This window comes from Mammaliicoccus sp. RAM2 (assembly GCF_045897195.1).
Taxonomy (GTDB): Bacteria; Bacillota; Bacilli; order Staphylococcales; family Staphylococcaceae; genus Mammaliicoccus; species Mammaliicoccus sciuri.
In genome coordinates this window covers 42,364-58,783 of record NZ_JBJNWI010000008.1, presented here as the reverse complement: position 1 = coordinate 58,783, position 16,420 = coordinate 42,364, and the positions used below count along the sequence as shown (strand labels likewise).

Here is a 16,420-nt window from a genome sequence, read left to right as displayed (position 1 = left end):
ATGGCTTATAAAACAATAGACGAAGCTAACCAAGCAGTCATTGATAAGATGATCGCAGCAGCACCATTTTTAGTAGATGTTGTGCCTGCTAAATCTAAAATTCCAGAACTTAAAGAACATGTATTATTACATGCTGGACCACCAATCAAATATGAAAACATGACAGATCCTATGCAAGGTTCATGTGTCGGTGCAATTTTATTTGAAGGATGGGCTGAGAACGAAGAAGCGGCACGTAAGTTGTTAGAAGAAGGACAAATTACGTTCATCCCTTGTCATCACGTTAACGCGGTTGGACCAATGGGTGGTATCACATCAGCTAACATGCCTGTACTTGTTGTTGAAAATAGAGAATCAGGTAATGAAGCCTACTGTCAAATGAATGAAGGTATCGGTGCTGTATTACGTTTCGGTGCTTACAATGAAACAGTTGTAAACCGTCTGCACTGGATGAAAGATGTATTAGGTCCAGTATTAAGTAAAGCTCTTCAAAAAATGGATGATGGCTTAAACGTTAACGTATTAATCGCTAAAGCAATTGCAATGGGTGATGAATTCCACCAACGTAACATTGCAGCATCATTAGCATTCTTAAAAGAAGTAACCCCTATCATTGCTTCATTAGAAGATGTAGAACCTGAGAAACGTACAGAAGTACTACAATTCTTAGCTGATACAGATCAATTCTTCTTAAATATCGCGATGGCTACAGGTAAAGCGATGATGGACGCTGCTCGTCAAATCGAACACGGAACAGTTGTAACAGCAATGTGTCGTAACGGTGAGAACTTCGGTGTACGTATTGCAGGTATGGGTGACGAATGGTTCACAGCACCTGTTAACACACCTCAAGGTTTATATTTCACAGGTTACTCAGCAGCTGATGCGAATACAGATATTGGTGACTCAGCGATTACTGAAACAATCGGTGTCGGTGGTATGGCAATGATCGCAGCACCAGCTGTTACAAGATTTGTTGGTACTGGTGGATTTGATGATGCATTACAAATTAGTAATGAAATGACTGAAATTTGCATTGGTGAGAACCCTAACTTTGCGATCCCAACATGGAACTTTAAAGGGGCTTGTTTAGGAATCGATGCACGTAAAGTTGTAGAAACAGGCATTACACCTGTTATCAATACAGGTATTGCGCATAAGATTGCTGGTTACGGACAAATTGGTGCAGGTACAGTACATCCACCAATCGAATGTTTCGAAAAAGCGATCACAGCGTATGCTGAAAAGTTAGGATTTAACGCGTGATTCTACAAGCAACTGCAATAGGACAGAATGCTAAGAAACATTTAGAACAACATAAACAATTTTATGTGCATAGCATATTTAATAAAGGCTTCAATATCGTCAATGAATCGAATGATCTTATCTTTATAGGTACAGATGAAAATGGAACATTTCCATTTGGTATATTAGTCGATTCACAAACAAAGCAAAGTTTATTTAACGAAATCGAATTAAATCAACAAATTGTAGTGGGTCCTACTGCTATTCAAATAAGTAAGACATGCCAACTCGTTTGGCATGTTCCAACTTTAAAGGCATCTGACTTTTCGGAACAGACTGATATACAAACGCTTAAAGAAAATATCGCATCTTATAACTTTCAGATGTATGAGCAAGGCGATTTTAACAAAGAGAAGATGCAACACATATTAAACGCATTAGAATTTGGAAATGCTGAACAAGTTGAGGAACAATACCGATATCTGATTGGTAGAGGACAAGGTTTAACACCGTCCGGAGATGATATGCTGACAGGTATTTTATTTATTCATTTTATCCATCCTTTTATTAACAATAATCATTTAGAACAATTAAACATATTACTGCAATCATCTCTAAGCACACTTGTAGGCGAAACATTTTTAAAATGTGCTCTGCAAGGTCAATTTAGTTCAAAAATTTCTAAACTACAACATGATCCATCAATCGCGCGTCTAGACCAACTTTTAAAAGTAGGTTCTTCATCTGGAAGAGACACGTTATATGGCATGTATGTAGCATTAACATTAAGGAGTGAGACGTATGGGTAAGCGAGTTGTACTTGCACTAGGTGGTAATGCGATATTACAACCTAATCAAGAAGCGTCATACGATAATCAATATAACAACGTGATGTCTGCTACACGTAAAATGGCAGAATTGAAGAAGCAAGGACATAACATTGTGATTACACATGGTAACGGGCCACAAGTCGGTAATATTATCGCTCAAAACGAAGCGGCGAAAGATATTGTGAACCCACTTCCAATTAATGCATGTAGTGCTGAATCTCAAGGATTTATCGGCTATATGATGGAAGAAGCTATTAAAAATCATTTAAACGATTTAGGTATTAGCAGTGATGTATTAACATTATTAACAATGGTAGAAGTAGACAAAGATGACCAGGCATTTAATAATCCAACTAAACCAATTGGTGTATTCTTCAGTGAAGAAGAAGCTAAAAGATTAGAAAAAGAACATGGCTTTGTCATGGTAGAAGATGCTGGTAGAGGATACCGTCGTGTTGTACCTTCTCCAGAACCACTTGTTATTCATGGCGTGAACCAAATTAAGAAATTAATAAATCAAGCGATTGTGATTTCTTCAGGTGGCGGAGGTATACCTGTTTACCGTGATGAACACGGTGATATTAAAGGTGTAGAAGCTGTTATCGATAAAGACCGTTCAGGTTTGAAATTAGCGCAACAAGTTGAAGCAGATACATTTATGATGTTAACAGACGTACCAAATGTGTGCGTGAACTTCGGTAAAGAAAACGAAGAAAAACTTAAAACAATTTCAGTTGAAGAAGCGAAACAATACGTAGCAGAAGATCAATTTCCAGCAGGAAGTATGTTACCTAAGATAGAAGCGGCTATTCAATTTGCAGAATCAGGTAAAGAAGCTATTATTTGTTCGTTAGATGATGCAATTGATGCATTAGAAGGAAAAGCGGGTACACGTATTTTATTAGATCCTTCAGTAAAACCAGTTTCTTGTTAATATGAAGCATTTGGTTTTGTGCTGAACAAAGTTGTTAGAAATTCTAACGTCCAAGAAAACGAAACAAGATCGTTAGCCGACATACTAAACTTTATAGACCGAAGAAAAACCCATCCCCCTATGGCTAACGATCAAGTCGCTCAACATAGCAGCATTGCACTCAATCATATCTCTGATATACTATTAAAAAAGTCTGGGACAAAGTGTTGTTCCAGACTATCATATTATATACACTTCAATATGAATGAACTATACTAATGTTGCGTTGATGGTTTTATAAGAAAAATTTTTAGAAATAAGGTGGTATAAGATGATTGAACCCTATAATACACATAGAATTCAAAAAAATTGGGGCATCATAATTGCGATTGTATTTATCGCATCTACGCTACGTGCACCACTAACATCAGTAGGTCCAGTAGTTGATGAAATTAAAGATGTTATGCAAATTAATAACAGCCTTGCTGGTTTTTTAACAACAATACCACTCATTATATTTGCAGTCGTCTCGCCATTAGTATCTAAAGTAACTAAACGTTTGACGATGTCTAATACAATCGTACTATCAACGATATTAGTAATTGTTGCTTTGTACATACGTGTTGCAGGTGGTTTTAATTTATTTATTATTGGTACAGTTTTACTAGGTATTGCGATCGCATTTGGTAATGTTGTATTACCGAGTTATGTGAAATGGTATTTTCCATTACAAATTGGATTAGCAACAGGTATTTATAGTGGGACAATGAACTTTACTGCAGGATTAGGTGGGGGACTAAGCTTCCCTATGTCTCAATCTCCATTAGGATTCAGACTGTCTCTTGCTTTTTGGATTGTATTAGGAATTATCGCATTGATTTTATGGATTCCAAAGGCAAGTAAAGGCGCTAAACTCGAACGCCAAGATAAACTATCAGAAGCACAAAATCAACATACAAAATTAAACATTACAAAGTCTAAATTAGCATGGTTAGTAGCTTTAACAATGGGATTCCAATCAATGGTATTCTATACAGTTGTTGCTTGGGTGCCTTCTATATTAGTAGATAGAGGTCTAGACCCATCAACTGCAGGTTATTTACTCATGCTTAACCAATTTTCACAAGTGCCAATGACATTTACATTCCCGATTATTGCGTCTAAATTAAAAGACCAACGTATATTAGTTGTGATCATCACAATACTATTCTTAGTTGGATTTGGTTTATTCTTTACGCAATCATTAGTATTACTCGTAATCGGTATTATTATCGCAGGTTTAGGTATGGGTGCATGCTTTAGCTTATGTATGACATTCTTCTCTATACGTGCACGTACAAGTGACGGAAGTATCGCATTATCAGGATTCGGGCAATCTATCGGATATTTAATAGCTGCCATCGGACCATTCTTTATTGGTTATTTACACGATGCGACAGACAGTTGGATATCAGGCATCATCGCCTTAATCGTTATGTCTATTCTGTTCTTTATAGTAGGATACCCAGCATCTAAAAATAGAGTTGTAGAAGATGAAACGATTTAACAGTTACAAAAAAGTCTGAGACAAAGTTACTGTCTCAGACTTTTTTGGATTGTAGCTAACTTATCATTCAAGAAATGCTAGATTTCATTTTGTTCATAATAGTCTAATAATGTCTTGATAGACTCTGCTACATTAAGGTGTTGCTGGCTGTCGTGTGATACTAAATATGTTGCGAATATTGATAAGAATGTTAAGATGTTTTGTTTTTGCACACCATAACCCATAATACCAATTCTCCATATTTGTCCTTGTAAGTCTCCGAATGATCCGGCAATTTCTACGCCGTAGTTTTGTAATAAACCGTTTCTAAAGGCATTATCATCGATGCCTTCTGGAATTTTAACGCAGATGACCATTTTCATTTCGTTAGATTCGTCACCGTAAATTTCTAAGCCTAGTGCTTTTAGCGCTACTTTTAAAGCTTCTTGGTGATAACTATGTCTTTTAGCACGTGCTTCAATCCCTTCTGATAGTGCTAATTTTAATCCAGTATATAATGCATAAACAGATGTTGTAGATTCTGTGTGATGATTGAGGCGTTTAGGGCTCCAGTAGTCTTGTAACTGTGTTAAATCTAGATAGTTACTGCTAATGAAATGTTCTTTTTCGGTAGATTCATTAGAGCGAATGCCTAATTCTACACGTTTGCGCTTATTAATTTCTTCGCTGAAACGCTCGTTAAACGTAATCGGTGTAATACCTGAAGGAATAGATAGACATTTTTGAGCACCACCAACGACTGCGTCTAGTTCCCATTCATCTACAGGAATAACCATACCTTGATAAGTTGCGACCGCATCTACTACTGAAAAGATACCTCTCTCTTTACAAGCACGTCCTAATTGATCGATAGGTTGCAATCTTCCAGTTGATGTTTCACCATGTACAATCGCAAGTACTTTAGGTTTATATTCATCTAAAGCTTCAATAATTTCTGCTTGATCAAAGACTTCGCCCATTGGTTTATGTATATTGTGGACGATACCTCCTGCACGTGTTACGAGTTCAGTAAATAAATAACCAAATCGACCAATTACAGGTACGAGTACTTCATCACCAGGTTTCACGATATTTGATATAACGGCTTCTAAGCCAGCACGGCTTGTGCCATCAATTGGGAAAGCCCATTTATTTTCTGTTAAGAATGACTGACGAATTAATGACATTGTTTCATTCATGATATTTACAAATTCATAATCGAATTGACCGAGTATAGAATTCGACATTGCTTGAGAAACACGTGGATCTACACTTACAGGTCCAGGTGTCATAATTAATCGTTTGTTCACTTTTAAAGTATCCACATTGCTAACCTCTTTTTCTATAAATTTTGTCATTATACATTATATCTTAGATTTTTATATAATTATTCGTCAAAAATGCTGATTATTCCTCCGTTTTTTGTCAGAATATTACAAAAAAACATTGGAACGGTCTATGAATTTAGATATCACTAATTTTAAGTGTTTTTGTACCAATAATTCACTCGTAAAGCCTTATATATTCGATTAAAAGTTTATGTTTGACTATATAGTAACTATACACCTTACCATTATTTGAGTAAGGAGGATTTATCATGAAATTTAATAAATGGTTTTCGTTAATTTTGGTTTCTAGTGCGTTATTTTTGATCGTTATTGATATGACTGTATTATATACTGCTTTACCTACGATAACGTATGAATTGGAAGCGAGTGCTTTTCAAAAATTATGGATTGTAAATGCGTATCCTTTAGTTGTAGCAGGGCTTTTACCTGGTTTAGGTACGTTGGGCGATAAAGTAGGGCATAAGAATATGTTTTTATCTGGTTTAGTAATCTTTACTTTAGCATCAGTTGTCGCAGCTTTTTCTCCAACATCTGGTACTTTAATTATGGCTAGAGTTATATTGGCTATTGGTGCAGCAACAATGATGCCGTCAACACTTGCTATTATTAAACAAGTTTTTGATGACAAAAAAGATAGAGCACTTGCGCTAGGCATATGGTCTTCTATTGCATCAGCAGGTGCTGGATTAGGACCTTTAATAGGTGGTTTATTATTAACTAAATTTTGGTGGGGTTCAGTATTTTTAATTAATGTGCCTATTACGATAATTGTTATTATCATTGCTTATATACAAATTCCTAATATTAAAGGCAATAAAGATAAAAAATGGGATATCACAAGTTCAATTCTGATTATGATAGGGCTTATAGGGACTGTCTATGCTATTAAAGAAGTCACAAAAGAAAATCCTTCAAATGTACTGATTATACTGACATTAGTGATTGGATTATGGTCGTTGAAATTATTTATTAGTCGACAAAAACGACTATCAAATCCTTTAATTAGTTTAGACATATTTAAAAATAAATACTTTTTATCAGGTGTGATAGCTGCATTTACTTCAGCATCCATATTAATTGGCTTTGAAATGATTTTATCTCAACGGTTACAATTAATTTTAAATCTGACTCCATTAAAAGCAGGATTAGTCTTAATGTCTATGGCAGCAGCAGCTTTTATAGGGGCAATTGTACAGGGTAGTATCTTAACACGATTTGATACCATCAAAATTCTCATCTATAATTTAACCATTTCATTAATTGGTATTGTAGGATTCACAGCATTTCTACACAATGATTTATGGATTCAAATATTATTTCTTAGCATCGCAGGATTAGGGTTAGGCGGTGCAATGACTGTAGCATCAAATGCAATCATGACAAACGTTGATGACGATAAAGCAGGTATGGCAGCTTCAGTAGAAGAAGTGTCATATGAACTCGGAGGGTCAATAGGAATAGCCGCACTTGGTGGTGTATTCTCATTTACTTATACTTATTTAATGGAACGCTCAATGTCGATAGCAGAAATACCAGCAAAAGCAAAAGGCAGTTTTGAAGAAACGATGATTGTAGCAGAAAATTCAAATGGACTATTAAAAAGTAAATTACTAGAATTAGGCACAAATGCATTTGATCATGCATATTCATTAATCCTAATCATAACAATCACAATCATCGCTGCAATTATTCTATTATTGTGGAGAATATTAGCAGAAACTGGTAAGAAAATAACATAAAAAAAGACTACTTATTTCCCAGAAAATAGAGGGATAAGTAGTCTTTTTTAGGTGTTGAGAGTCATGACACCATGCTATAATTAGAACATAAAAATTAATGTGCTTATTGATTGCCTATATGTTCACCGTGCCTTATTAGATCATGGTGAAATATAGAATAGACTATACGCCTTAATTTTTTACACTCAGCCGACCTTCCAAAGTTGCTGAGTGTTTTTTAATACTTAAATAATAACATGAGTGTATTTTGTTATCAAGAATAAAAGAGGGAACTCGTTGTGATTTGGTCTAACTCAACTCAACAACTCTTGTACAACATCTACCATGTCATCATGTATAACGATGTTTGCTGAAGCATCATAAGGTGTTTCGTCTTTGTTTATAATGACGAGGTTTTGTCCTTCGAAGTTTGAGATGAGTCCTGCTGCGGGTTGCACGAGTAAGGATGACCCGAGTACTACGAGTGTGTCTGCTTCTCTTATTTTGTTTAATGCGTTAAATATTGTGTCTTGATCGAGCATTTCACCATATAATACGATGTCTGGTCTAATGGTATGACCACATGATTCGCAATGGTGTAAATGGTTATCGATAACATAAGATTTAGTATATGTTTGTTGGCATTTTGTACAATAAAATCGATTTAAAGTGCCGTGCAATTCATCTGTATTTAGACTGCCGGCATTACTATGAAGACCATCGATATTCTGTGTGATGACACCGAGTGAACGATGGTCTTTTTCAAGTTGGGCTATCCATTGATGTACGATATTAGGTTGTTTATCGGTGAAGAGTAAATATTGGAAGCAAAAGTTCATAAATCCTTCTGGATCGCTTTGTAAATAATCAGTACTTAATAAATATTCTGGAGAATAGCCATTTTCTGAGATTTGATCATATAATCCACCGAGTGAACGGAAGTCAGGTATACCACTAGCAACTGAAATACCAGCTCCCGTAAAAAAAGTAATATTATGAGATGAATCGATGATGTTTTTAAGTTGTTGAATTTGTGTATTCATGTTAATCACTCCGGTTATAATGAATTACTTTTCTAAGTATTTAGGGAAGAATTCTGTATATAAATCAATAAATTTAAGGTAGGCATCTTTAGATACATGTTCATCTACTTGATGCGCTTGGTCTACTGTACCAGGGCCATACATAATAAATGAGAAGTTCTCATCTTTAGAAACTAATAAATCAGATGCATCTGTAACACCTGGTGATGCTTCAGTTGGAAGTGTAGTGTTTAAATGTTTTTCGCCCATTTTCACAGCTAACTCGATTAATGAATTTTGGCCAGTTGTGTAAACGGGTGGTCTAGACATGTACGCATCAATTTCAATATCTGTCTTATCGGTTTCTATTTGTTTTAAAATTTCATTAAAATATGAAATGAACTGATCATTATCATGTTCTGGAATCGTACGAATATTGAATTCCGACTCTGCATGTTCAGGGATAGAGTTAACTTGGTTACCACCATTGAAGATAGTTGCATTCATGATTGGTTTGCCAAGTAGTTTATTTGTTTGATTGAATTTCGTAAAGCCTTCATCTGCTTTATATATAAATTTTACAAGCGGTGAAATGGCATTAAATCCAAGATGTGGCATTGAGCTATGAGATGCTTTTCCTCGAGAAGTGATGCGAATATCCATTGAGCCTTTATGTGCATATATAATTCTATCTTGGGAGGGTTCCGCAATAACGAGTGCTTCAACATAATCCATATAGCCTTTGTCGTGAAATGCTTTAGCACCTTCACCAGCGATTTCTTCACCAGCCGTTGCAAGTAAACGGATTCTACCATGCTTTAGTAAACCTTGATCATGTATGTCTATCATACTGATAACAAGCGCAGCTAATCCAGACTTCATATCAGCAGAGCCACGGCCAAATAACTGACCATCTACTTCAGTTAGTTTAAATGGATCATATGTCCATTTACTTTCATCACCAGCAGAAACGACATCCATATGCCCAGAAACACCTAAAATAGGACCATCTTCACCAATTTCAGCAACTAGATTTGCACGCGTTTCACTAATTTTAATGATTTCGGACTCGATGTTATGGTCTGCTAATAATTTCTGTAAGTACTCACATACTTCAATTTCATTATCATTAACAGATTGAATACTTACTATATCTCCTAAAATGTCTACTTTCTCTTGATCAGTAAATATACTCATAACCAAAACTCCATTTCTATATAGTTTTTATCTCAATTACTATTATATAGCTGAAATCTTGTACTTTGAAATTAAACACATTGGGGAGATGTAGATATGTGGTGTGAAAGTCATGGCTTAATGTTTGAATAAAGCCACGAGATTGCGAAAGTCGTGGCTTAAGTCCCGAATAAAGCTAAGAGAAAGCCCAAGTCTTGTCTTAAGTGATGAGTAAAGCCAAGAGAAAGCCCAAGTCATGGCTTAAGTCCCGAATAAAGCCAAGAGATTGGTCAAGATGTGAGTTAAAGGAATAATAAACTCACATCCTTCTTAAATTTAACATTCCATTTACTCCGAATTATTACTATCAACATCATACTACTTCCGATATCATTCTTTCGCATTTTGATAAAATATTTTATTAGCTGCAGTTTCATCAAAAGTATCTTGAACGAGTTGAATGTCTTCAGAAGTAAAGCGTTTAGGTGCACGTGTTGATGGTAAATCTGTACCAAACATAAGTGCATCTGGATTTGCTTGATAAATTTCTTTCAATGCATCTTGTACATTTAAGTCAACTCTACTGAAACCAGTTGCTTTCACATGAACGCCTTTGTCGACTAATCTTAAAAGGTATGGAAGACCTTCCTTAGACAGACCGAGGTGATCAATGGATACAGCCGGTAAAGATAATATAGTTTCTTCAATGTCTGGTAAATGCATAGAATCAATATACAGGTCACTGTGCCATCCTACTAAGTCATATACACGTTTCGCAAAATCACTCAAATGTGCTAAGTTCTCTGAACCACTACGTTTAACATTAAATCTTAAAGCACGAACGCCTTTGTCATTTAAAGAAACAATTTCTTCATCTGAAACACTATAAGGTAATTGGGTCACACCACAGAAATCAGAACCTAAATCACTCAGTGCTTTAAGTAAATATTGTTGATCAAACCCTTGAAAAGAACCGGATACAATTGCACCACCAGCTATATTCATATCTTGTGTTTCTTCTTGATAATCCTTAGTTAGATAACTCGGCGGCATTTAGCCGTTATTCTGTTTTACTTCATAATTAAAGTCAATAATATGAAAATGCGCATCAAAAATCTTCATCAATAATCCTCCTTTTAAAATCACTATACTATACCAAAAAAAGTTTAATAATACCTATTCATTATGGTAAGTCATTTGGAAACGTTATAGAAAAACATAATAATTGTCATTAACAAAATTTAAATTTGTAAAAAGGATTAATATATCAATAAAAGATAAATGAAAATAAGTTTGGCAAAACTAGTAATAATAACATTTTTAAAAATATTTTAAAATTTTTTTAAAAATAACTACCATTAGTTAGGTATAAATAGTATAATATGTAAACTTGAGTAAATAATAACTAACAACAGAATATTTTTTAAAAGTGAAGGGAAGAGAAAGATGAAAAAAATAAAACGGGATCTTAAATTTTCTATTAGAAAGTTCAAAGTAGGAATTGGTTCAGTTGCAATCGGGGCGATATTTTTAATCTCTAGCAATGGAGAAGTAGAAGCAGCTAAACTTACAAACGAAAGTCAAATGACAATTAAAGGAACAGAGCAACAAGAAAGTAGCCAAGAAGAAGCAACGAGAACAAAACAGGGAAATGAACAGACAACGCAAGATACAGAACAAGCAGAAACAAAAGAAGTATCAGAAACACAAAAATCTGAAGTGCAAGAACCGGTAGTAGAAGAATCGCAACAAGTTGAAACGGATGCTACTAAAGAAATAGAAACGACAGATGTAAATCAAAAACAGGAAGCACCAAAAGAACAAGAACAACAAGAGGCACCTAATGAAGAAATTGAAGTGTCAGAACCAAAGGGAACTGAATCAAACAAAACAGTTACAGATACTAAACAGGTAAATGAACAACAAAATTCATCTCAAGTAAGTAATAAACAAGAAGTACAAGAAACTAAACAAAAACAACTAGAAACAACGGTAAGTAAAGAACAAAAAGGTTCTGAAGCAACACAACCAGAAAAGTCAGAAACAAACACTCAAGTAAGCAAGACAACTCAACCTGAAGTGAAAGAAACTAAGACTAATAAAAAGGTTGCAAGTGTTAAAGCGAATACGCAAAGTATGAAAGTTGCTAGTACATCTGCTGCAATAACATCGGGTACTAATAAATCAACAGTTACAAAAGATAATTTTACAGATTATTTCAAGTTAAACGGGGACGCGACATATGATAAAAATACGGGAAAAATCACTTTAACTACTGATGCTAGAAGTAAAAAAGGAAGCTTTTCATTGAATAGTAAGATAGATATGTCTCAAAGTTTTACTCTTAAAGGGAAAATTAATTTGGGCAATAAGAATGCGACACAAGGTGGTGCCGATGGAATTGGTATAGCATTTCATCCAAACTCAATTAACGATATTGGTTCATATGGTGGAGGACTTGGTATCGGTGGACTGTCTAAAGCATTTGGATTCAAGTTAGATACATGGTACAACGAATCGGGAGAAACAACATTTGTAAAAGATCCTGTATCATTTTCTAATAATAAAAATAAAACCATGGGGGCTTTTGTATATACTAATTCACAAAATGCGGCTGTTACTGATGAAAATTCAATACAATTTATTGGGGGTCCAATAAATAATAATTTTAATGATATTACAATTGAATATGACGGTGATAGCCAAATTGTGAAAATAACTTATACAGATAGTTTAGGTACTCACATTTTTTCTAAAAATATGGGTTTATATATAGATCCAAATGAGAGTTATACACTATCTTTCTCAGGTTCAACGGGTTATTATACTAACAAACAAGAGTTTCAAATTAATCAATTTGATTATGTTGCTAAAGGCATTTCAAATGTTAAATATGTAGACAAAGATACAGGACTAGAAATTATTCCGGGACAAGAATACCAAGGTAATATTAAAGAAACAAGTAAAATTGATAATAATAAAACTAATTTGTACAATAAAGGATACGATTTCGTAAATGTACAAGCTTCTGATTCCAGTAATTTTAATTTCCAAACTGATACCGTTACTTATACAACGAAAGGACAAAATATTGTTTACTATTTTGTTAAAGCCAAGGGTCAATTGGTTGTCAAATATGTAGATGAAGACGGTAATGAGATACAACAGCCTATTTTATCTGAAGATAAGGTTGGTACTAATTATGCTAGTACTCATCCAAATACAATTGGTGATTTTGACTTTTATAAGGTTGACGGTAATTCAACTGGTAAATATGAACGTGAAAAACAATTAGTCACTTATATTTATAAAAAGGCAACTGGTCAAATTATTGTGAAGTATGTAGATGAAAATGGAAATGAGTTGCAACCATCAAGTAAAACAATAGGTAAAGTTGGAGAAAATTATACAACCTCTCATCCAGATCAAATTGGTTCTTATAAATATAAACAGGTAAATGGGCAACCAAGTGGTATATTTACTAGGCAAGATAATACTATAATATATATATATGAAGATAATACAAGCGAATCATTAAGTACAAGTGAATCGTTAAGTACGAGTGAATCATTGAGTACAAGTGAATCATTGAGTACGAGTGAGTCATTAAGTGAAAGTGAATCGTTAAGTACAAGTGAATCGTTAAGTACAAGCGAATCATTAAGTACGAGCGAATCATTAAGCACGAGTGAGTCATTGAGCACGAGCGAATCATTGAGTACAAGCGAATCATTAAGCACAAGTGAGTCGTTAAGTACAAGCGAATCACTAAGTACGAGTGAATCATTAAGTACGAGCGAATCATTGAGTACAAGCGAATCATTAAGTGAAAGCGAATCATTAAGCACAAGTGAGTCGTTAAGTACGAGTGAATCATTGAGCACGAGCGAATCATTGAGTACAAGCGAATCATTAAGTACCAGCGAATCATTAAGTACAAGTGAATCATTAAGCACAAGTGAGTCGTTAAGTACGAGTGAATCATTAAGCACGAGTGAATCATTAAGCACGAGTGAGTCATTAAGCACGAGTGAGTCATTGAGCACGAGCGAATCATTGAGTACAAGCGAATCATTAAGCACAAGTGAGTCGTTAAGTACAAGCGAATCACTAAGTACGAGTGAATCATTAAGTACGAGCGAATCATTGAGTACAAGCGAATCATTAAGTGAAAGCGAATCATTAAGCACAAGTGAGTCGTTAAGTACGAGTGAATCATTGAGCACGAGCGAATCATTGAGTACAAGCGAATCATTAAGTACAAGTGAATCATTAAGTGAAAGTGAATCGTTAAGTACAAGCAAATCGTTAAGTACAAGCGAATCATTAAGCGAAAGTGAATCATTAAGTACAAGTGAATCGTTAAGCACGAGTGAATCATTGAGCACGAGTGAGTCATTGAGCACGAGCGAATCATTAAGCGAAAGTGAATCATTAAGTACAAGTGAATCGTTAAGCACGAGTGAATCATTAAGCACGAGTGAGTCATTAAGCACGAGTGAGTCATTGAGCACGAGCGAATCACTAAGCACGAGTGAGTCATTAAGTGAAAGTGAATCGTTGAGTACAAGCGAATCATTAAGTACAAGTGAATCATTAAGTGAAAGTGAATCATTAAGTACAAGTGAATCATTAAGCACGAGTGAGTCATTAAGTGAAAGCGAATCGTTAAGCACGAGTGAATCATTGAGTACAAGTGAGTCGTTAAGTACCAGCGAATCATTAAGTACCAGCGAATCATTAAGTACAAGCGAATCACTAAGCACAAGTGAGTCGTTAAGTACCAGCGAATCATTAAGCACAAGTGAATCATTAAGTGAAAGTGAATCGTTAAGCACGAGTGAATCATTGAGCACGAGTGAATCATTGAGCACGAGTGAATCATTGAGCACGAGTGAATCGTTAAGCACGAGTGAATCATTGAGCACGAGTGAATCGTTAAGCACGAGTGAGTCATTGAGCACAAGTGAATCATTAAGCACGAGTGAGTCATTAAGTGAAAGTGAATCGTTAAGCACGAGTGAGTCATTAAGTACGAGTGAATCATTAAGTACGAGCGAATCATTAAGTACAAGCGAATCATTAAGTACAAGTGAATCATTAAGCACAAGTGAGTCGTTAAGTACGAGTGAATCATTAAGTACAAGTGAATCATTAAGCACAAGTGAGTCGTTAAGTACGAGTGAATCATTAAGCACGAGTGAGTCATTAAGCACGAGTGAGTCATTGAGCACGAGCGAATCATTGAGTACAAGCGAATCATTAAGCACAAGTGAGTCGTTAAGTACCAGCGAATCACTAAGTACGAGTGAATCATTAAGTACGAGTGAGTCATTGAGCACGAGCGAATCATTGAGTACAAGCGAATCATTGAGTACAAGTGAATCATTAAGCACAAGTGAGTCGTTAAGTACGAGTGAATCATTAAGCACGAGTGAGTCATTGAGCACGAGCGAATCATTGAGTACAAGCGAATCATTAAGTACAAGTGAATCATTAAGTACGAGTGAATCATTAAGTACAAGTGAATCGTTGAGTACAAGCGAATCATTAAGTGAAAGCGAATCATTAAGCACAAGTGAGTCGTTAAGTACGAGTGAATCATTAAGCACGAGTGAGTCATTGAGCACGAGCGAATCATTAAGTACAAGTGAATCATTAAGTACGAGTGAATCATTAAGTGAAAGCGAATCGTTAAGCACGAGTGAATCATTAAGTACAAGTGAATCATTGAGTACTAGTGAGTCATTGAGTACAAGCGAATCATTAAGTACGAGTGAGTCATTAAGTACAAGTGAATCATTAAGCACGAGTGAGTCATTAAGCGAAAGCGAATCATTAAGCACGAGTGAATCATTAAGTACAAGTGAATCGTTGAGTACAAGCGAATCATTAAGTACAAGTGAATCATTAAGCACGAGTGAGTCATTAAGTGAAAGCGAATCGTTAAGCACGAGTGAGTCATTAAGTGAAAGCGAATCGTTAAGCACGAGTGATTCAACAAGTGACAGCACATCAGAGAGCATGAGCGAGTCAACGAGCGAAAGTAGTTCAGAAAGCACGAGTGATTCAACAAGTGACAGCACATCAGAGAGCATGAGCGAGTCAACGAGCGAAAGTAGTTCAGAAAGCACAAGTGAATCAACGAGCGATAGTACTTCAGAGAGTACAAGTGATTCAACAAGTGAAAGCACATCAGAAAGCATGAGTGACTCAATAATTGAAAGTGACGCTATGATTTCAGATGAGCCGACAAATACAGTTGGTACAAATATGAACAATATAGTTCAAGATGATAATTATGAAATAAATACATTAAATAATAATATTGAAGAGGTTTTAGATTCTAGTGAAATCATGGATCATAATGATGATCAATCTTCTGATGATGAAAAGTTACCTGATACAGGTGAAAGTAAGCAAAATTCTGGTTTAATGAGTGGCTTGCTTGCAGCTTTCGGTGGTGCTTTGTTACTTAGAAGTCGCCGTAAAAATAACCATGATAATCAGTAATTTTAAATTACAGGCTAAGGGATTTCTCTCTTAGCTTGTTTTATTTAATATAAATACTATATAATAATTTAAAAAGAGAATTGGGAAATGTTGGTTATTTTGTATATTTTATAATAATGCTAATTTGTA

General features: G+C 35.1%; 9 protein-coding genes and 1 pseudogene. 6 read left to right on the top strand and 4 right to left on the bottom strand.

Annotation, left to right across the window (positions count from 1 at the left end; all coding sequences use genetic code 11):
* From ACJTHF_RS11910 to ACJTHF_RS11895, 4 genes are all read left to right on the top strand, one after another.
* Positions 1-1,266 (top strand): DUF1116 domain-containing protein, encoded by a 1,266-nt coding sequence (locus ACJTHF_RS11910; RefSeq protein ID WP_106417275.1) that lies wholly within the window; start codon positions 1-3, stop codon positions 1,264-1,266.
* Positions 1,263-2,054: a DUF2877 domain-containing protein gene (locus ACJTHF_RS11905; RefSeq protein ID WP_106417274.1), complete on the top strand. Its 792-nt coding sequence runs from the start codon at positions 1,263-1,265 to the stop codon at positions 2,052-2,054. The genes ACJTHF_RS11910 and ACJTHF_RS11905 overlap by 4 nt, the downstream gene beginning before the upstream one ends.
* A complete protein-coding gene (arcC, locus tag ACJTHF_RS11900; RefSeq protein ID WP_049320216.1) occupies positions 2,047-3,009 on the top strand; it encodes a carbamate kinase in 963 nt (320 codons plus the stop codon). Before ACJTHF_RS11905 ends, arcC begins: the two co-directional genes overlap by 8 nt.
* Positions 3,010-3,319: 310 nt before the next feature.
* Entirely contained in the window at positions 3,320-4,534 is a 1,215-nt protein-coding gene (locus ACJTHF_RS11895; RefSeq protein ID WP_048540412.1) for a CynX/NimT family MFS transporter, read from the top strand.
* Positions 4,535-4,611: 77 nt separating this feature from the next.
* Here ACJTHF_RS11895 and ACJTHF_RS11890 read toward each other — a convergent pair whose 3' ends face one another.
* On the bottom strand, positions 4,612-5,838 hold the full coding sequence (locus tag ACJTHF_RS11890; RefSeq protein WP_232156971.1) for a pyridoxal-phosphate-dependent aminotransferase family protein: 1,227 nt from the start codon (positions 5,836-5,838) through the stop codon (positions 4,612-4,614).
* A gap of 272 nt (positions 5,839-6,110) precedes the next feature.
* On the opposite strand from ACJTHF_RS11890, the gene ACJTHF_RS11885 reads away from it, so the two are divergent.
* Positions 6,111-7,601: an MFS transporter gene (locus tag ACJTHF_RS11885; protein ID WP_232156969.1), complete on the top strand. Its 1,491-nt coding sequence runs from the start codon at positions 6,111-6,113 to the stop codon at positions 7,599-7,601.
* Between the two features lie 293 nt (positions 7,602-7,894).
* Here the strand turns inward: ACJTHF_RS11885 and ACJTHF_RS11880 are convergent, their stop codons facing one another.
* The 3 genes and pseudogenes from ACJTHF_RS11880 to ACJTHF_RS11870 form a co-directional block, all read right to left on the bottom strand.
* Positions 7,895-8,623: an NAD-dependent protein deacylase gene (locus ACJTHF_RS11880; RefSeq protein WP_232156967.1), complete on the bottom strand. Its 729-nt coding sequence runs from the start codon at positions 8,621-8,623 to the stop codon at positions 7,895-7,897.
* A gap of 24 nt (positions 8,624-8,647) precedes the next feature.
* Positions 8,648-9,799 carry an ArgE/DapE family deacylase gene (locus tag ACJTHF_RS11875; RefSeq protein ID WP_078355348.1) on the bottom strand — a complete coding sequence of 384 codons (1,152 nt, stop codon included), beginning with the start codon at positions 9,797-9,799 and terminating at the stop codon, positions 8,648-8,650.
* 369 nt (positions 9,800-10,168) lie between these two features.
* A pseudogene (locus ACJTHF_RS11870) lies at positions 10,169-10,900 on the bottom strand (amidohydrolase family protein).
* 324 nt (positions 10,901-11,224) lie between these two features.
* Between ACJTHF_RS11870 and ACJTHF_RS11865 the strand changes: the two are divergent.
* Positions 11,225-16,291, top strand: a complete 5,067-nt coding sequence (locus ACJTHF_RS11865) for a lectin-like domain-containing protein (protein ID WP_407812622.1) — start codon at positions 11,225-11,227, stop codon at positions 16,289-16,291.
* The last annotated feature ends 129 nt before the right edge of the window (positions 16,292-16,420 follow it).